Raw genomic sequence first — 16,143 nt, forward strand, 5'->3', positions numbered from 1 at the left:
TCCCGGTCGTGCAACAGAATCCCGGTTATGGTGGTGGCTACGCTGGCGCGCAGGCTGGCGGCGCTTCGTTCCAGGTCTTGACGATCGATGCTGGCTGCGGCGGCACCATCGAGCACAGCAAGATCGCCGACCTCGCGAACCAGATGGGCGCGCAGGGCTTCGTTCTCTCCAACGTCTTCATGGACGTGCGCAGCGCGTTTGGTCCGTTCTGCCCCAAGCGTTGTGCCGTGCTGGTCTTCAAGCGTGGCTGATCCCGTATCCCCGCGCAGGCTCGAGCTCGCGGGGGTACCTCCGGCTGCGTTCGCGTTGAGCGAGCTCGGCCGTTATCCTTCCTTCGCTCATCATCCGACCTGCGGGCGGCACGATCATCACCTCGTCCGCCCGTTTGGCGTGCCTTTGTGCCTGGGCTGCGCCTGCATGTATCCGGGTATCGGGGTCGCGCTCATCGCCCTTTTCTTCGTTTCACCCGCGCACGACATGGCGACCGCTTTCTGGGTCGCCATGGCGGCCCTCGGCTGCGCCGTGCCGACTTTCTTTCAGCCCTTCATCCAGCGTCGCTGGTACAAAATCCCGGCGCGCTTCGTCCTCGGCGTGGGCTTTGGCCTCGTCGCGGGCGCGGCGTGGATCGTCCCGAACACCCTTTGGGGCTGGGTGATCCGCGTCGCGGTCGTCGCGACGACCGTCGGCCTCGGCACGGTGGCCTTGCGCCTCCGCGCCAAACGCCTCGACGACCCTTGCAAGAATTGCCCCTGGGGCGCCTTCCCCGTCTGCGCGCACAACCTCCCGGCGTTGCGTCGCATCCGGGAGCAGCAGGGGCCCGACCCGTTCGTCGATGCGCTCATCACGGAGCTCGAGCCTCTCGCGCCCTATCCGCCTCGCCTCGGCGAGGCCCCCCCGGTCCAGCGGCCGGGGCAGTTTCAGTTCCACGCCCCGCCGCCGAACCCCTGATCGAAGCGAAGCTCAGACTTCGGTCCACGGATCGGATCGCTTCGCGATCCATCCGGCGACCTTCGGCCAGATCTGCTTCGGGCCTTTGCTCGACGTGGACAAACCGATGTGCCCGACCGGGAAGCGCATGATCTCCTTGTCGGTCGAGGCCACGATCGTGTTCAGGATCTCGCTCGACTTCGGGGGCGCGATCGTGTCGTTGTCGGCGATGATGTTGAGCAGCGGAACCTTGATCTTCGAGAGGTCCACGGTCTGCCCGGCGACCTTCATGCGGCCCTTGCAGAAGTTGTTGTACTGGTAGCAATCCTTGATGTATTGCCGGTAAATCTCGCCGGGGAACTGCACGTTGTCCGACGCCCAGTGTTCCATGCCGAGAAACGTGGTCACGAAGTCGGGGTCGTCGATCCGGCGGAAGACCTCGAGCCATTTCGTCATGCGCTGGATCGGCGCCATCGACGAGAAGCCTGTCTCCATGAGCTCGATCGGCACGTTGCCGTAGGCGTCGACGAGCGCGTCGACGTCGAAGCGGTTCGGCTTCGTCCATTCGGCGAAGACGCCGCCCTCGTGGAAATCGACCGGCGTCGCCTGTGCCACGAAATTGCGGAGGCCCTGCGGGTGCAGCGCCGCATAAGCGAGCGCCATCGTGCCGCCCATGCAGTAGCCGTACAGCGTGAGGTCCTTCGCGCCGCTCAGGCGGAGCGTCCACTTCACGGCGTTCTTGATGAGCACGTTGAGCACGTCGTCCCAGCCCATCCGCCGCTCGGCTGCGCCGGGCGTGCCCCAGTCGATCGCGTAGACGTCGTAGCCCTGGCCGACCATGAATTCGATGATGCTGCGGCCGGGCAGGAAGTCGAGGATGTAATAACGATTGATGAGCGAGTAGACGAAGAGGATCGGCGTCGCGTGCTTGCGGACCGTGGGCTCGAAGCGGAGCAGGCGCATCTTGCCGTTCGTGTAGACCACCTTGTGCGGGGTCGGCGCGAGCGGGGGCTCGCCGACGTCCGCGGCGCGGAGGATGAACGGTTTTACGTAGTGGTACGGGCTCATCGAGCCCTTCTGCGCGGCGTGTATGATCTCGCGCGAGAGCTCGATCTGGCCCTCCACGAGGGCGCGGAGGCGCGCTGTGGTCGATTGCGTCGTCATGGTGTTTCCCGTCCTTCTCCCCGTCAGGAGGGGCGATCGGTCGACGCGCTCCCGTTCGCGTTCGTCCGGACAACCTCGACCCCTTCGGCATCGCGGCGGCTCTTTTCGAACGCGTCGACGACCAGCTCGAGCTGCGACGAGAGGGCCTCGATCTGGTTCTTGACGTCGCGTACCTCTTCGCGCAGGTCGTCCATCTCCGTCGACGTGGGCAGGCGGAGGAGGTGGAGCCAATTTTCCTGGGCCTCGACGTACGCTTTGCGGACGCGCAGGGCGCGGTTCAGGGCGCCGCCGACGAGGTCGAGGTACCGCTCGCTGCGGCCGAGCTTGTCGAACGCCTTGGTCATGCCCTTCTCGGCGGCGACGAACGCCTTGCCCGTCGGCGTCTCCGGCCCGAGCCAATGACCGAGGCCCTTCACCACGCGGGTCAAGAGCTTCGGTTGTTTGTTCGTGGGTTGTTTTGCCACGGCATCCTCTCCCTCTCGCGCCTCACCGCGCGTATTTTTCCTTCAGCTCCCTCTTCAGAATCTTGCCGGCCGCCGAGATCGGCATCGCGTCCACGAAGACGACCGATTTCGGCACCTTGTATTTCGCAAGGTGATCGCGACAATGGGCCAGGATCGCCTCCTCGGTCGTGCTCGCGCCCGGCTTCGTGATCACGATGGCCCGGCCGACCTCGCCCCATTTCTCGTCCGGAACGCCGATCACCGCGACCTGCGCCACGGCGGGGTGCTCGTAGAGGACCTTTTCGATCTCGGCCGGGTAGACGTTCTCGCCGCCCGAGATGAACATGTCCTTCTTGCGGTCGGCGATGTAATAGAACCCGTCCTCGTCCACGCGGGCCATGTCGCCCGTATGGAACCAGCCCTCCGCGTCCACGGACGCTTTCGAGGCCTCGGGATTGTTGAAATACCCCGAACACGCGCTCGGCCCCTTGAGCACGAGCTCGCCGACCTCGCCCACGGGCAAGGGGGTGTTATCGTCATCGACGATCCGGGCGTCGATGAAATAGTTCGGCTTCCCGATGCTGCCGGCCTTCGTCTCGGCGAATTCGGGGTCCATCGAGAAGATGCCCGGGCCGAACTCGGTCATGCCGAAGCCCTGCTTGAAGACGACGCCGTGTTTTTCCCGGTACGCGCGGATGATCGGCACGGGCAGGGGCGCGCCGCCGCTCGTCAAGAAGCGCAGGGAGGACAATTTCGCCGATTCGAAGCGCGGCGATTGCATCATCATCTGGTATTGCGTCGGCACGCAGAAGAGCACCGTCGCCTTCTCGTGCTCGATGAGCGAGAGCATGTCGTCGGCGGTCCATTTGCGCATGATGACCACCGTCCCGCCGAGCGTGAGCAGGGGCAGCGTGTACACGAAGAGCGCGCCCGTGTGGAACATCGGCGTGTGCGTGAGCGTGACGTCGCCGCGCGAGAGCTCGTGGACCACCGTGTTCAGCGTGTTCCACGCGATCATTCGGTAGGAGATCTTCGCGCCCTTCGGCAGGCCCGTCGTGCCGCCCGTGAAGAGCAGGCAAACGATGTCCTCGGCCTCGACGGCGTCATTCTTCACGGGATGCGCCTCGCGCGTCTGCACCGTCGCTGCATACGGCAGGCTCCCCGCGATGCCCTCGCCATCGAGGTGCAGCCACGTCTTGACCGACGCACACGCCGGAAGGCCCGCGATTTCGCTGATTCCGGCGCGGAAATCGTCGCCGAAGATCATCACCTTCGGCTCGGTCTGGCTCGTGAGCTCGGCGATTTCGCGCGGATGGCTGCGCCAGTTGAACGGGACGAGCACGGCGCCGAGCTTCGCGCACGCGAAGAACGCGTCGAGGAATTCGACGCCGTTCATGGCCAGGATGCCCACGCGATCGCCCTTGCCAATCGCGGCCTCGTCGCGGAGGAACCCGGCGAGGCGATTCGCGCGGCGGTTCATTTCGCGATACGAAAAGCGGCCGGCGTCCCCCTTGGCCACGTCGACGACGGCGAGCGATTCCGGGAAATACCGCTCACCGCGCTCCATCCAGTCCCCGATGTACATGCTCTTTTTCTCCGCTCGCCGGCGCGTGTTCGCTGGTTTCGCCCGGACCGAACCGAGTTTACGCGAGCTCGGCTTTGCTTGGAAGGCCGCTCAAAGGAACGGCGCGCCGAACGTGTCGCCCGCGCGTTTCGTCGCTTCGAGCGCCATCCGCTGCCATTCCGCGGCCACACGCGCGCCGTAGAGCAGCGACGCCTGGCCGATGCGCGCCATGCCGCGCAGCATCACGCCCATCTGCGCCACCCCCGCCGTCTCCAGCGCAGCGAGCCCCTCGAACACGTCGGCGAGCGCGCTCCGTCCCTGCAAGACGTCGCGACTTTGCTGCACCTGCGAATCGGCCCCTTCGCTCATCGTCTGCTCCTCACCCCAGCAGGATCGCCTTGATTTCACGACGATTCACGTCCGTCGGGAGCCGAACCTAAACCCCGCCCTACACGCTGTCAAGCAAACATTGTTGCACTGCAACAATGCTCAGGGCTCGCGGCGCTTCTTGCCGACGATGCGCTTGAGCTCCTCGAGCTCGCGGCGGAGCGCGGCGATCTCCTCGGCCTGCTCGCCACGTTCGTTCGGGTCGGGCGGAGGGACCTGCTCTTCGGGCTCGGGCTCGCGCGGCTGAGACCACGGCGGGCTCTTGCCGCCGCCGAGCATCGCGTTGAGGAACGGAAGCGCGCCGAGGGGGCCGATCGGAAAGACACGCGCGCCCTTCTTCGCGAGCAAGTAGATGTCGAGCGCCCAGATCACCGTGCGCTCGAAGAACTCGGCCAGCGCATCGTCGCCCATGCGGATGAGCTGGCGCAGGAGCGGCACGGGCAAGAGGCGCGCGGCGCCGCGGCTCTCCAGGATGATCTGCGCCAGCGTCGCCTGCGTCAGGTCGCGGCCGGTCTTCGCGTCGACGACCTCGACGTCGTCGCCACGCCTGACACGCGCCTCCACCTCTTCGAGCGTGACGTAACGACTCGCCTCGGTGTCGTACAGCCTCCGGTTGCCGTACTTCTTCACGACCATGCGGACGGTCGTACACCCCGATCGTCCAGATCGCAATGGCCTGTTGCGCCGCAACAATGCACGCGAGCCATTCCAGCGCGCGCGCGGCTTTGCTACGCAGGGCGCCATGCACCTCGGCGACTGGCTCGGACGACGCGCGGCGTTGACCCCCGACAAGATAGCGCTGCTCGACAACGGCGCAGGCGGGCGGGCCCTGACTTACCGAGCCTGGGATCACACGGCGAACCGCACGGCGCATTTCCTGCGGGAGCGACTCGGGGTGCGTCGCGGCGATAGGGTCGCGGCGCTCGCGATGAACGATGTCGCGATGCTCGATCTCTGGTTCGCCTGCGGCAAGCTCGGCGCGATCTTCGCGCCGCTGAACTACAGGCTCACGCCGGGCGAGCTCGGGCAGTACCTCGCCGCGACGACGCCCGAGGTGCTCGTCTACGGGCCGGATTTCGCCGCGACGAGCGAGGCGATCCGGCGCGAGGCGAGCTTCGTCCCGCGCGCGTTCGTGGCGATGCAGGGCGCGTCGCGGGCGCGCGGGGACGACGTGGATCTCGGCGAGCGCGACGCCGCCACGGACAGGCCGCCGCCGGCGCTCCAGATCGGCTGGGACGAACCCTGGGTACTTTGCGGGACGGGCGGGACGACGGGCACACCGAAGGCGGCGATGCTGACGTACCGGTCGATCACGGCAAACGCGGTGAACACGATCTCGAGCTGGGGGCTTTCGTCCTCGGACGTGGCGCTGCTCAACGCGCCGCTCTTCCACACGGGCGGGCTCAACGTGTTCACGGCGCCGCTCGTGCTCGCGGGCGGCACGTCCGTGGTCTGTCGCGCCTTCGATCCGGACGAGGTGTACGCGGGCGTGCGCGACCAGGGCGTGACGGTGTTCTTTGGTGTTCCAACGATGTTCCTCTCGCTGTCGCAGCATCGCCGGTTCGGCGAGGGCGAGCTCCGGAGCTTGCGCATCTGCATCAGCGGCGGCGCGCCGTGTCCGGAGCCCTTGTTCCACACGTACTGGGAGCGAGGGATCGATCTGAAGACGGGCTACGGGCTGACCGAGGCGGGGCCGAACAATTTCTGGCTGCCGCCCGCGGATGTGCGTCGAAAGGTCGGATCCGTGGGCGCGCCGCTGTTTTTCGTGGAAGCGCGGGTCGTCGACGCGGCGCGTGATGCCGTTCGTCCCGGCGAGGTGGGCGAGCTCGAGGTGCGCGGACCGCACGTCTTCGGCGGCTACTGGGGCCGGCCCGAGGAGACGGCGAAGGTGGTGGTCGACGGCTGGTTAAAGACAGGGGATCTCGCGCGCTGCGACGACGAGGGGCATTTCTACATCGCGGGCCGTAGCAAGGATCTGCTCATTTCCGGCGGTGAAAACGTGTATCCGGCCGAGGTCGAGACGGTGATCGCGGGGCACCCGTCGGTCGCGGAGGCGGCGCTCATCGGCGTGCCGCACGAGAAATGGGGCCAGGTGGGCCGGGCGATCGTGGTGCTCGCCCCGGGCGCGTCGCCCGACGCCGAGCCGATCCTCGCGCACTGCCGCGCGCGGCTCGCGAAGTACAAGGTTCCGCAGTCGGTGGTGTTCGTCCGCGAGCTACCGCGCACGGGCGCGGGCAAGATCGACAAGAAGGCGCTGGAAAAACAGCACGGCTGAGCGCCGCGCGAACAGCGTGTTCGCTTCGAATCAGGCCGTGGCGCGCGGCGGCAACGCGGCGCGCACCTGATCGACGAGATGCGTTTCGGGCAGGTGCTTGGGGACGGCGCCGTGCACGCCCATCACCTTCGCGAGCCGCTCGAGGGGCCCGGGCTCCATGTCGCTGCAGAGCAGGACCTTCACGCCGCCGCGGCCGAAGGCGTCGCGGATCATGCGGACGAGCAGAGGACCGTCGAGCTTCGGCATGTTGACGTCGAGCAGCACGAGGTCGCAGACCGTCTCGCGGATGGCCTGCAAGCTGCCGAAGGGGCCGCGGTGGAAGCGCGCCGAGAAGCCTGCGCTCTCCAGGGTCCGCACCGCGCTGGCGCCGAAGATCGCGTCGTCGTCGATGATCAGGATGCGCGGCATCGGACCGTCCTCCCGTGGGCGTTCCCCGGCGCCCCCGACCAAGCTAACCGACCCATGCCGACGGACACGACCTTGCTCAGGCCGAACCATCGAGAGCCGTTCTATTCCCTCCGACCCCGAGGTAACCCACCAAACAAGCGTCAGTTGTTTGGCACCTGGTGATTGCGGGTATCGCTCCTCGGTTTGGGCGTCAAGGGCGTTTTCCGGCCAGGGTTGTTGTTCTACGTTTGTTCAACGTATGGACCGATTGTTCAAGGTTTGAACCTCATACGCAAGCGAATTCTGGCGTAATTTTCGGTTTGTGACGGTTCGTACACAAAAGACTGGACAGGCACGAGGGGAGCCGTTCGCCCCGGGCGCCACGAGGCGCGAGGTCGCCGTCGACGAGCGGTCGGGCCTGGGGTATGGCTTGCCCGTCGCCATGACGTTCCAAGACATCATCCTGACGCTCCAGCGCTTCTGGGCCGAGCGCGGCTGCCTCATCGTGCAGCCCTACAACTCCGAGGTCGGCGCAGGCACGTACAACCCCGCGACGTTCCTCCGCGCGCTCGGACCGGAGCCGTGGAACGTGGCCTTCGTGGAGCCCTCGCGCAGGCCCTCGGACGGCCGCTACGGCGAGAACCCGAACCGCGCGCAGCAGTTCCACCAGTTCCAGGTGATCCTGAAGCCGAGCCCGCTGAACATCCAGGAGCTCTACCTGGAGTCGCTCCGCGCGCTCGGCACGGACCCGCTGCAGCACGACGTGCGGTTCATCGAGGACGACTGGGAATCGCCGACCCTCGGCGCCTGGGGCCTCGGCTGGCAGGTGTGGCTCGACGGGCAGGAGATCTCGCAGTTCACCTACTTCCAGCAGATCGGCGGCATCGACTGCAAGCCGATCTCGGGCGAGCTGACGTACGGGCTCGAGCGCATCGCGATGTACCTGCAGGACAAGGACAGCATGTACGACCTCGTGTACTCGAACACGGGCGGGCAGGTGGTGCGTTACGGCGAGCTGTTCCAGCGGGCCGAGTGGGAGTGGTCGACGTACAACTTCGAGGAAGCCGACGTGGAGGAGCACTTCGCGGCCTTCGACAAGTGCGAGTCCGAGGTGAAGCGGCTGCTCTTCCGAGGCGTCGACGCGACGGCGAAGGGTGCGAAGCCGGACCCGAAGAAGGCGCTCGTGCTGCCCGCCTACGACTTCGTGGTGAAGGCAGCGCACCGGTTCAACGTGCTCGACGCGCGCGGCGCGATCAGCGTGACGGAGCGGCAGAGGTTCATCGGTCGCGTGCGCGGGCTCGCGAAGCTCGTGGCCGAGAGCTATCTGGCGCAGCGGGAAGCGCTGGGGTATCCGCTGATGCCGAAGGTGGCTGAAGCGGCGGAGTGAGGCGCGGAGGGGGCGGTTGCCGAAGGGGTTACCGCCCCCGAAGTTTCTCCAGCTCGGCGAGGGCCTCGGCGAGGCGCGCTTCGGCGCGTTGCTTCTCTGTCTCTGCGCGCTGCTTCTCTGCCTCTGCGCGCTGCTTCTCCACCTCGGCCGCTTCCGCCTTGGCCTCGGCAGCCTCCGCGCGCTTTCGCTCTTCCGCGATTGCAGCTTCGGCCGCGAGGTGCTTCTCGGCTGGCGGCAACAGATCCACGACCCGCGCCCGCTCCTCCACGCTCATGCACGCCCACCTCTCCTCGCTCGGCGCGCGAGGATCGGCCGGATCAACCACGTACGCAGGATCGGGCGGCGCCATACGCCTACCCTACCCGCCTCCTCCGCCGCTGTCCACGGGTCGTCCCACCCTCGGACAAACGCTCGCGTCACGTGTCCGGAATGAAATCGCGCCGCGTGCAGATCGAGACCACCGGCAAACCCGCCTGACGGATCGCCTCGGCCCCGCCTTCGAGCCGATCCACGATCGCCACCACGCCCACCACGCGCGCGCCCGCCGCCGTGATCTTGTCGACGGCCTTGAGCGTCGACCCGCCCGTCGTGATCACGTCCTCCAACATCACCACCGCCATCCCTGGCACGAGCGCGCGATCCCCCTCGATGAGCCGCTTCGAGCCGTGGTCCTTCGCCTCCTTGCGCACGTAGAGCGCAGGGAGCGGCCGGCCGCGGACGAAGCTCGTCAGGGAGACGGCGCTCGCGAGCGGACAGCCGCCGAGCTCCACGCCCGCGACCGCGTCGCATCGCGGCAGGCCGTCGAGCGCGTCGAACATGAGCGCGCCGAGGAGAAAGTGCCCCTCGGCGGTCAAGGCCGTCTGCTTGCAGTCGATGAAGAAGTCGCTCTCGCGCCCGGAGGCGAGCACGACTCGTTTGCGTTCGAATGATCGTTCGCGGAGCAGCTCGACGAGCCGCTCCCGCTCGGTTTTGCTCACTTCGCGCCCTTGCCGCGCCTGATCTGCGCCTTGGCACCCTTGGGCACCGCAGGCACGACCGGGGGCGGGGGGCCGCCCAAATGTTCGGCAGGAGCGCTCTCCGGCGCCTCTTCCGCAGCAGCCAGCTCAGGCTCGGCGGCGGCAGCAGGCGGGGGAGGAGGCGCGGCAGGCGCAGGCGCCGGGCGCGCCGGGGCCGGGCGAGCCGCAGGCGCAGGCGCCGGGCGAGCCGCAGGCGCAGGCGCCGGGCGAGCCGCGGGCGCAGGCGCGCGGGCCGGGGCGGGCGCGGGACGCGCAGGCGCGGCGGCAGGCGCAGCTGCACGACCACGCGGGGCCGCCTGTGCAGGCGCGGCGGCCGCGGGCTGCGGGGCGCGGGCCGGCAGCGGGGCGCCGGTCGAGACGTTGCCTCGCACGAGCGCGCCGGGCCGGATGCCGATCTGCGGGGCGCCGATGTCGCCGACGACGCGCGCGCCGGGCTCGAGCACGACGAGCTCGGTCGCCGACACGTTGCCCGCGACGGCGCCGCGCACGATGATGCGGCGGCCGGAGACGTCGCTCTTGACGAGCGCCGTCTCGCCGATGAGCAGCTCACCCTGGACAGTGACGCTTCCCTCCACGAAGCCGTGGAGGTCGAGGTCCCCGTCGCCGCGGATGGAGCCGCGGATCGTGGTCCCGCGGCCGATGGTCGAGGGGGTGGTCATCGGCTACACGTCCATGTCGACGTTGCCCTTGAACGAGGCACCGTCCGCGATGGTCAGCCGCGCCGCCTTGACGTCGCCGACGAGGCGCCCGCCGGTGAGCAGATCGACGCGATCCGAGGCGCTCACGTTGCCCGTCACGTTGCCGCCGACCGAGAGCGAGGCCGCCGCGATGTCCGCCTCGACGACCGCGCCTCCCTCGACGGTCACGCCGCCGTCGACGCTGAGCTTGCCGCGAACCGTGCCGGCCACGACCACCTCCTCGTCGGAGGTGATCTCACCCTCGATCGTGATGCCGCTGCCGATGATCGTACCCGCCACCTTCCACGCTCCCTCGCCGCGCCCGCCGCAGCACGTTCGTGTTCCTCGGAAAAACCTTCACCGACCGCCGGCGCGGCCCTCTGTGAGCTCGGCCGGCAGCTCGAAATCCGCCTCGATTCGCCCGGAGAACTCGGCGCCCTCGTCGAGGCTCACCTCGGTGCCGCCGAGGTTGCCCGAGACCTTCGCCGACGCGCGGATCGCCACGGGACCACGCGCCGAGACGTCTCCGGTCAAGGTGCCGGCGATCGTCACGACCGCGGCCTCGACATCGCCGGTCACCTCGGCGCCCTCCTCGATCAAGAGCTCGCCCGTGAGATTCACGCCGCCCTCGACGTGGCCCTCCACGCGCAGATCTCCCTCGCCCACGACGCGGCCACGCACGCGCGTGCCGCGCCCGAGCACGGAGCCGCTCGTATCGAGATCGTTCTCTTGCATCGCCGGCGCTCGGACCATGGACCTCTTCTCCACGTTCGCGTCCGCCACGGCGAAACACGCGCGGGGCGGAAAGCGCGCGCAAGCTACTCCAAGGCGATCCGGCCCGCAACGCCTGTCTGTCGGGGCCACGCACGCCGCGGCAAGCGAAGCGTCCCTCGCGGAAACATGCCACCATGCGGCCCGTGCCTTCCGCGACCGTACGGCTCGACGCATCCCGCTCCGCCTTGCGCGAGATCGCCAAGGGCTCCGCGTGGCTGCTCGGCACCGCGGCCGCCGTGCGCCTCGCCGAGGTCGTCGTCGGTCGCAATCCGCTCGTCGCTGCGCTCGTCGGCGCGATCATCGTGGACCTCGGGACGTACCGCGCCGGCGTGCGCTGGGACCCGGATCCGAGCACCGGCAAGGAGCCACGAGCACGCGCGCTCCGTGGCATCGGGCTCGGGCTCGGCGTCGCGCTCGTGCTCGTGGCCGTGCCGCTCCTCGTGGCCGTGCTCGCGGGGTTTGCCTCGGTCTCTCTGGGCAGCCCGTCGAGCTCGCTCGGGTTTGCCCTGCTCCGCGCGGCGGCCGTGGCGACGCGGGACGAGCTGCTCTACCGGGGGTTGCCGCTCGTGGTGGCTGCGCGCGCGGGGCTCGGGACGCGCTTCGGGATCGGGTACGCGGTGCTCGCGGGCGCAGCGGCGCTCGCGCTCGTGCCGGGTGCGTCATGGGAGGCGCTCGTGCTCGCGGCCGCCCAGGGCGCGCTGTTCGCGGTGCTCTGGGTGCGCACGGGCGTCGCGTGGGCGTCGGTCGCGGCGCACGCGGGCTTCATCCTGCTGGCAGGCGTGGGGCTGCGCGGCGGGCTCGTCGACGTGACGTGGAAGAGCGGGCTGCTCGGAGACGGGCCGCGCGCGCGGGGCGTGGTGGCGCTCGTGGCCGCGGCCGTCGCCGTGGGGATGGCGATCGCGGCGTGGAAGAACCTTCCGGCGAGAGCGGTCGATAAAGCGGACGCGTAGAGGCGCTGTCCAACGTCATGCATTGCGACAGCGCCCGTGCCTACGGCTTCGCCACCTGGACCCGCGCGTGCCCCGCGGCCGCCTGCCCACTGCCCGCGACGAACACCTTGATCACGTAATCACCCGGGTCGAGCGGCAACCTCACGAGAAACTCCGCGCGTCCATCGCTGACGGCCTTTTCCATGCGCGTGATCACCTTGTCCGAGGCCGCGGCGTAGGTCTTTCGCAACGCCTCCCACGCCGCTTCCTCGGGCATCGACTCGAGCTCCGCCTCGCCCGGGACCTTCGTCCGCACCACGCTGCGCTTCGTCTCCAGCGTGAAAAGCGCTTTCCCCATCGGAATCGACGGCGTATCCACCGAGACGACCACATCGGCGGACGGCGCGCGCGGCCCGGGGCCGCCTTCGAGCAACACCTTGGCGCTCGCCGGGTATTGCAGCACCGTCGCTGGATCGCCGAGCAGGTTGTAGAGGCCGAGGTGCTCCTCCGCGAGCTCCTCCGGGTCCGATTGAAAGAGCAGCGGCGCGAGCGGGACCTCGCCCTCGCGCATTCTCCGCTTCGCCGTCACGATCCCCTCCCCGATCGTCGGCGCGCGCTCCTCGACGAACGTCTGCACGATCGCCTCTCCATAAAGCGCATTCGGATAAGGATGGCTCTCGCGGCTCGACGCGAACGCGGCGATCACGCCCTCCGGATTCATGACGAGGGCCTCCGCGACGGAGCGGCGCCCGTTTCGGAGATCAAAAAACCCCGTGCTGCACGTGATCGCCACGAAAAACGGCTTGCCATCGGGGATACGCAGGTGCTCCAGATCCAGGATGCTCCCGGTGCTGTACCGAGCGCCATTGAAGCGGACGGAGTCGAGGAACATCGGCGACCCGTGGCCGACGTAGCCGGCGATCAGCGCGCCCGCGTCGAGCCGCTCGACGAGCCGATGGCGAAGCTCCGGAAAGGGATACGCGTACGGCGACCCTGCCTTCGGGAAAACGATGTCCACGTCCCAGTCGTACGGGACCTGATCGTCCAGGATACGCGTCATCCTTCTCTCGATCAGGAGATCGGCGACCGGGCCAAAACGCGCTGGTGCGCTGAAAAGCGTGATGCTGCGGCGCCACGCGCGCTCGGGGCGCGCTGTCTCGTACGCGACCACCTTCTTCGCGAAATCGCGCGCCTCGTCCGCGGTCCGCGCCGGCACCCGCCCCACCGCGAGCGCCGTGGGCGCGCGCTGGGCCGAGAGCTCTGGTTGTCCGGGCGCACCAATGTGCGCGAGGGAATACGGGAAGTCCGTCGCATAACTCCCCTCCATGTGACGCAGGAGGCCGCGATCCTCCTCCCGTAGATTCGCCTCCAGGAACGCATACTCCTCGATGTCCTCGTTCTCGTAGTGAATCTTTGTCCGGTAAAACGTCGGCACGAACGAGGACCCGCCCCGTGACTCGCCATACCCCGGCGCGTCCCCCACGAGCAGGACGAACCGAAGTCGTTTCCCCGCATGCGACGCGACCTGCCGGATCGCCCCTTCGATCTGCTCCGGCGACGGCGCGCCGCCGCCGTTCGGCCGGGCGATCTCTTCCAGCGAAACCCGCGCGACCCGGAGGCCCCGCGCCTCGCGGTGCACGAGCAGCGGCTCGATTCCTTCGAGCAGCGCGCGAGGACCTATCGCGACGTACTCCACGTCCGCGCGTCCCTTCGTCGCGGCGGCCTTTCCCGGGAACGCAGAAGGGTTCGCCGGGGCGGCCGCGCCGCAGCCTGCGAGCCCGAGGAACAGGGCGACGAGCGCGAAACGACGAACACGCATCACAAGCAGTCTACCTGGGACCGCGGCCTTCCGGGAAGGGCCCGTTCATGGGTACCCCGGCGGGCTCAACTTGCGCGAGATCGCACAGCCGCCTTTGAAGTAGAGAGCCGCTCGATCACGCTGGCGAGCTCGCCCGGATCGAGCGGCTTCGCCAAGTGCGTGTCGAATCCATGCAAGATCGCGCGATTCCGGTCCTCGGGGCGCGCGTACGCCGTGAGCGCGACGACCGGCGTCGCGCTTCCCTCCGCGGGCGACGAGTTACGAAGCTCCTCGATGAACCCGTACCCATCCTGCCCCGGCATGCCGATGTCGCAAATCACGATGTCCGGCCGCGCTTCCTTGATTTTCCCGAGTCCCTCGGCGGCGCTGCCGGCCACGAGGACCGTGGCGCCACGGCTCGACAGATACGAGGAGAGCATTTCGAGCACGTCGGGCTCGTCGTCGATGACCAGGATCCGGTGACCTTCGAGGCTCGGACCTGGCGCTTTCCCGAGGCCCCAAAACGAGGACGCGCCCTCCGACACCACGAGCGAATCCTGCTTTCGCGGCAGCCGCACCACGAAACGCGCGCCCTTGCCCTCGCCCTTGCTCGTCACCTCGATCACGCCCCCGTGCAATTCGACGAGATGGCGCACGAGCGCAAGCCCGAGCCCGAGCCCGCCGTGCGCGCGCGTCGTGCCCACGTCCGCCTGGCGAAAGGGCTCGAACACATGCGGCAAAAACGCCGCCGAAATGCCTTTGCCCGTGTCCTCCACGGCAAACTCGACATGGCTGTCGTCGCCGAGCAACGAGACGAAGACTTGCCCCCCGGCCGGCGTGAATTTCACCGCATTCGAGAGCAGGTTCCACACGACCTGCTGGAGCCGCGCCGGATCGGCGCGCAGCGGGCGAACGCCCGTGTCGAGGGCCCGGATGAGCTCCACGCCTTTTGCCGTCGCCGCCTCCCGCATGTCGTCGATCGCCTTTTCCATCACGGCGATCGGCTCCACCTCTTGCACCTCGATCCGCAGCGATCCCGCGAGAATTTTCGTCACGTCGAGGAGATCGTCGATGAGCTGCGCCTGGGCCCGCGCGTTCCGCTCGATCACCTGCAGCGCCTTCGCCAGCGTCTCCGGCGGCGGCGTCCTCGCGCGCAGAATCGTCGCCCAGCCGAGGATGGCCGTGAGCGGCGTGCGCAATTCATGGCTCATCATTCCGAGAAAGAGGTCCTTCGCGTGGTTCGCCTCCTCCGCGCGCCGCATCTCGGCCTTGGCCGTGTCGAAGAGCTGGCCCCGCTCGAGCGCCTGCCCCGCGAGCCGCGCGAACGTCTGCATTTCCCGGTGATCGTCGTCGTCCGAGAACTCGACCGGACCATCGTACAGGAGCCCGAGCACCCCGAGCTGGCTGCCGCCCGCGCGGATCGGCAAGACGAGCATCGCCGAAAGGTCGAGGACGCGCCCCGCGAATCGAGGATAACGCGCTTCGATCACGCGACGATTGCCAAGACAAACAGTAGAATCCGTGCGCGCCGCGTCGGTCAGCGGCAGCTCCTCGACGAGCGGCAAACGCCGGCCATGCCAGATCGCGTGCATCTCCTCGGAAAAACCCCAAAGGCGTACGATCTCCAAAACCCCCTGCTCCGCCACGACCTTCGCGAACACTCCGCGCGAGGCTCCGAACGACACGCACCCCTCGATCACGGTCGCGTCGATCACCTCGCGGATCGTGCGCGCGGCCGAGAGCTCCGCGGTGAATGCCTGCAGCCGCTCCATGCGCTTGCGCTCACGCTCGGCCGTTTCGTAAAGATTCGCAAGGGTCGCCTCGTTGCGCTTTTGCTGGTCGATGTCCGTGAGCGCGCCGAACCATCGCTCGGGGCGTCCGTCCGGGCCGAGCAAAGGCCAGGCGCGCGAGAGAAACCAGCGATACTGGCCGTCCATCCCGCGTATCCGCTCCTCGCACTCGAAAATCTCGCCTGTCTGCTGGCAACGTCCGAACGCGCGCCCGGCCCTTTCCCGGTCGTCGGGGTGAACCCACTCGAGCCAGCTCACCTTCCGTCCGGTCTCGAGCGTCCGGCCTGTATACTCCACGAATCGACGATTGTAGTATTCGACCCCGTCCGGACCCCAGATCCATACGAGGTGCGGCAGCGCCTCGGCGATCGGGCGCAAGCTCCGCGCGCTCGGCGGGAGGCATCCGTCCGAAACGGAGGATTCTCCGCGTTGTACCTCCAGCAATCGCTGGTTCTCCCGGCGCAGGTGCTCGTTCTCGCGCTCCAGCGATTCGAGCCGGGCTCGCGGGTCCTCATCCGGCATGGGGGGCCGATCCCAGGGTCATTGCATTTCGACGCGGCGTCAAGCAGGCACGCGGGCGACTGCGATTGAGCTCGATGGCACGTCGTTACAGCACACTTGCACG

At 68.2% G+C, this 16,143-nt stretch carries 18 protein-coding genes; 5 read left to right on the plus strand and 13 right to left on the minus strand.

The genetic code is table 11. The annotated features are described in order from the left end of the window. The first annotated feature begins 8 nt into the window (after positions 1 to 8). Both KEG57_RS01740 and KEG57_RS01745 read left to right on the plus strand, forming a co-directional pair. Positions 9 to 251 (plus strand): hypothetical protein, encoded by a 243-nt coding sequence (locus KEG57_RS01740; protein WP_272418393.1) that lies wholly within the window; start codon positions 9 to 11, stop codon positions 249 to 251. Then, the gene (locus KEG57_RS01745) at positions 244 to 948 is read left to right on the plus strand and encodes a hypothetical protein (RefSeq protein WP_272418392.1); all 705 of its coding nucleotides are present in this window, start codon (positions 244 to 246) and stop codon (positions 946 to 948) included. Before KEG57_RS01740 ends, KEG57_RS01745 begins: the two co-directional genes overlap by 8 nt. Before the next feature lie 12 nt (positions 949 to 960). Here the strand turns inward: KEG57_RS01745 and KEG57_RS01750 are convergent, their stop codons facing one another. From KEG57_RS01750 to KEG57_RS01770, 5 genes are all read right to left on the minus strand, one after another. Then, positions 961 to 2,091, minus strand: coding sequence for an alpha/beta fold hydrolase (locus KEG57_RS01750; RefSeq protein WP_272418391.1), 1,131 nt, complete (start codon positions 2,089 to 2,091; stop codon positions 961 to 963). A 23-nt stretch (positions 2,092 to 2,114) separates the two neighbouring features. Further along, entirely contained in the window at positions 2,115 to 2,555 is a 441-nt protein-coding gene (locus KEG57_RS01755) for a hypothetical protein (protein ID WP_272418390.1), read from the minus strand. Positions 2,556 to 2,577: 22 nt separating this feature from the next. Beyond that, entirely contained in the window at positions 2,578 to 4,119 is a 1,542-nt protein-coding gene (locus KEG57_RS01760; protein ID WP_272418389.1) for an acyl-CoA synthetase, read from the minus strand. A gap of 90 nt (positions 4,120 to 4,209) precedes the next feature. Beyond that, positions 4,210 to 4,467 (minus strand): hypothetical protein, encoded by a 258-nt coding sequence (locus tag KEG57_RS01765; protein WP_272418388.1) that lies wholly within the window; start codon positions 4,465 to 4,467, stop codon positions 4,210 to 4,212. A gap of 120 nt (positions 4,468 to 4,587) precedes the next feature. Continuing rightward, positions 4,588 to 5,121: a polyhydroxyalkanoate synthesis regulator DNA-binding domain-containing protein gene (locus tag KEG57_RS01770; RefSeq protein ID WP_272418387.1), complete on the minus strand. Its 534-nt coding sequence runs from the start codon at positions 5,119 to 5,121 to the stop codon at positions 4,588 to 4,590. Between the two features lie 106 nt (positions 5,122 to 5,227). Here KEG57_RS01770 and KEG57_RS01775 point away from each other — a divergent pair, with 106 nt between their 5' ends. Beyond that, complete coding sequence (locus KEG57_RS01775; RefSeq protein ID WP_272418626.1) at positions 5,228 to 6,760, plus strand: acyl-CoA synthetase; 1,533 nt, start codon at positions 5,228 to 5,230, stop codon at positions 6,758 to 6,760. 30 nt (positions 6,761 to 6,790) lie between these two features. Here KEG57_RS01775 and KEG57_RS01780 read toward each other — a convergent pair whose 3' ends face one another. Beyond that, complete coding sequence (locus KEG57_RS01780) at positions 6,791 to 7,168, minus strand: response regulator (protein ID WP_272418386.1); 378 nt, start codon at positions 7,166 to 7,168, stop codon at positions 6,791 to 6,793. 421 nt (positions 7,169 to 7,589) lie between these two features. On the opposite strand from KEG57_RS01780, the gene glyQ reads away from it, so the two are divergent. Further along, positions 7,590 to 8,534 carry a glycine--tRNA ligase subunit alpha gene (gene glyQ, locus KEG57_RS01785; RefSeq protein WP_272418385.1) on the plus strand — a complete coding sequence of 315 codons (945 nt, stop codon included), beginning with the start codon at positions 7,590 to 7,592 and terminating at the stop codon, positions 8,532 to 8,534. Positions 8,535 to 8,562: 28 nt separating this feature from the next. Here glyQ and KEG57_RS01790 read toward each other — a convergent pair whose 3' ends face one another. The 5 genes from KEG57_RS01790 to KEG57_RS01810 form a co-directional block, all read right to left on the minus strand. Beyond that, a complete protein-coding gene (locus KEG57_RS01790) occupies positions 8,563 to 8,883 on the minus strand; it encodes a hypothetical protein (RefSeq protein ID WP_272418384.1) in 321 nt (106 codons plus the stop codon). A gap of 67 nt (positions 8,884 to 8,950) precedes the next feature. Then, positions 8,951 to 9,511 (minus strand): orotate phosphoribosyltransferase, encoded by a 561-nt coding sequence (gene pyrE, locus KEG57_RS01795; protein ID WP_272418383.1) that lies wholly within the window; start codon positions 9,509 to 9,511, stop codon positions 8,951 to 8,953. Further along, entirely contained in the window at positions 9,508 to 10,209 is a 702-nt protein-coding gene (locus KEG57_RS01800; RefSeq protein WP_272418382.1) for a bactofilin family protein, read from the minus strand. Before KEG57_RS01800 ends, pyrE begins: the two co-directional genes overlap by 4 nt. Positions 10,210 to 10,212: 3 nt before the next feature. Beyond that, positions 10,213 to 10,527: a bactofilin family protein gene (locus KEG57_RS01805; RefSeq protein ID WP_272418381.1), complete on the minus strand. Its 315-nt coding sequence runs from the start codon at positions 10,525 to 10,527 to the stop codon at positions 10,213 to 10,215. A gap of 57 nt (positions 10,528 to 10,584) precedes the next feature. Continuing rightward, positions 10,585 to 10,980 carry a bactofilin family protein gene (locus KEG57_RS01810; RefSeq protein WP_272418380.1) on the minus strand — a complete coding sequence of 132 codons (396 nt, stop codon included), beginning with the start codon at positions 10,978 to 10,980 and terminating at the stop codon, positions 10,585 to 10,587. 164 nt (positions 10,981 to 11,144) lie between these two features. Here KEG57_RS01810 and KEG57_RS01815 point away from each other — a divergent pair, with 164 nt between their 5' ends. Next, positions 11,145 to 11,951, plus strand: coding sequence for a CPBP family glutamic-type intramembrane protease (locus KEG57_RS01815; RefSeq protein ID WP_272418379.1), 807 nt, complete (start codon positions 11,145 to 11,147; stop codon positions 11,949 to 11,951). Positions 11,952 to 11,991: 40 nt separating this feature from the next. Here the strand turns inward: KEG57_RS01815 and KEG57_RS01820 are convergent, their stop codons facing one another. Then, entirely contained in the window at positions 11,992 to 13,749 is a 1,758-nt protein-coding gene (locus KEG57_RS01820) for a C25 family cysteine peptidase (protein WP_272418378.1), read from the minus strand. A gap of 65 nt (positions 13,750 to 13,814) precedes the next feature. After that, positions 13,815 to 16,040: an ATP-binding protein gene (locus KEG57_RS01825; RefSeq protein WP_272458033.1), complete on the minus strand. Its 2,226-nt coding sequence runs from the start codon at positions 16,038 to 16,040 to the stop codon at positions 13,815 to 13,817. Positions 16,041 to 16,143 lie beyond the last annotated feature (103 nt).

It is taken from the genome of Polyangium jinanense, assembly GCF_028435365.1.

What these genes read in the sequence shown, in the direction of transcription:
- KEG57_RS01750 (WP_272418391.1), bottom strand. Translation starts at nt 2,091, where the DNA reads ATGACGACGCAATCGACCACAGCGCGCCTCCGCGCCCTCGTGGAGGGC.
- KEG57_RS01760 (WP_272418389.1), bottom strand. Translation starts at nt 4,119, where the DNA reads ATGTACATCGGGGACTGGATGGAGCGCGGTGAGCGGTATTTCCCGGAA.
- KEG57_RS01765 (WP_272418388.1), bottom strand. Translation starts at nt 4,467, where the DNA reads ATGAGCGAAGGGGCCGATTCGCAGGTGCAGCAAAGTCGCGACGTCTTG.
- KEG57_RS01770 (WP_272418387.1), bottom strand. Translation starts at nt 5,121, where the DNA reads ATGGTCGTGAAGAAGTACGGCAACCGGAGGCTGTACGACACCGAGGCG.
- KEG57_RS01775 (WP_272418626.1), top strand. Translation starts at nt 5,228, where the DNA reads ATGCACCTCGGCGACTGGCTCGGACGACGCGCGGCGTTGACCCCCGAC.
- KEG57_RS01780 (WP_272418386.1), bottom strand. Translation starts at nt 7,168, where the DNA reads ATGCCGCGCATCCTGATCATCGACGACGACGCGATCTTCGGCGCCAGC.
- glyQ (WP_272418385.1), top strand. Translation starts at nt 7,590, where the DNA reads ATGACGTTCCAAGACATCATCCTGACGCTCCAGCGCTTCTGGGCCGAG.
- KEG57_RS01790 (WP_272418384.1), bottom strand. Translation starts at nt 8,883, where the DNA reads ATGGCGCCGCCCGATCCTGCGTACGTGGTTGATCCGGCCGATCCTCGC.
- KEG57_RS01800 (WP_272418382.1), bottom strand. Translation starts at nt 10,209, where the DNA reads ATGACCACCCCCTCGACCATCGGCCGCGGGACCACGATCCGCGGCTCC.
- KEG57_RS01810 (WP_272418380.1), bottom strand. Translation starts at nt 10,980, where the DNA reads ATGGTCCGAGCGCCGGCGATGCAAGAGAACGATCTCGATACGAGCGGC.
- KEG57_RS01820 (WP_272418378.1), bottom strand. Translation starts at nt 13,749, where the DNA reads ATGCGTGTTCGTCGTTTCGCGCTCGTCGCCCTGTTCCTCGGGCTCGCA.
- KEG57_RS01825 (WP_272458033.1), bottom strand. Translation starts at nt 16,040, where the DNA reads ATGCCGGATGAGGACCCGCGAGCCCGGCTCGAATCGCTGGAGCGCGAG.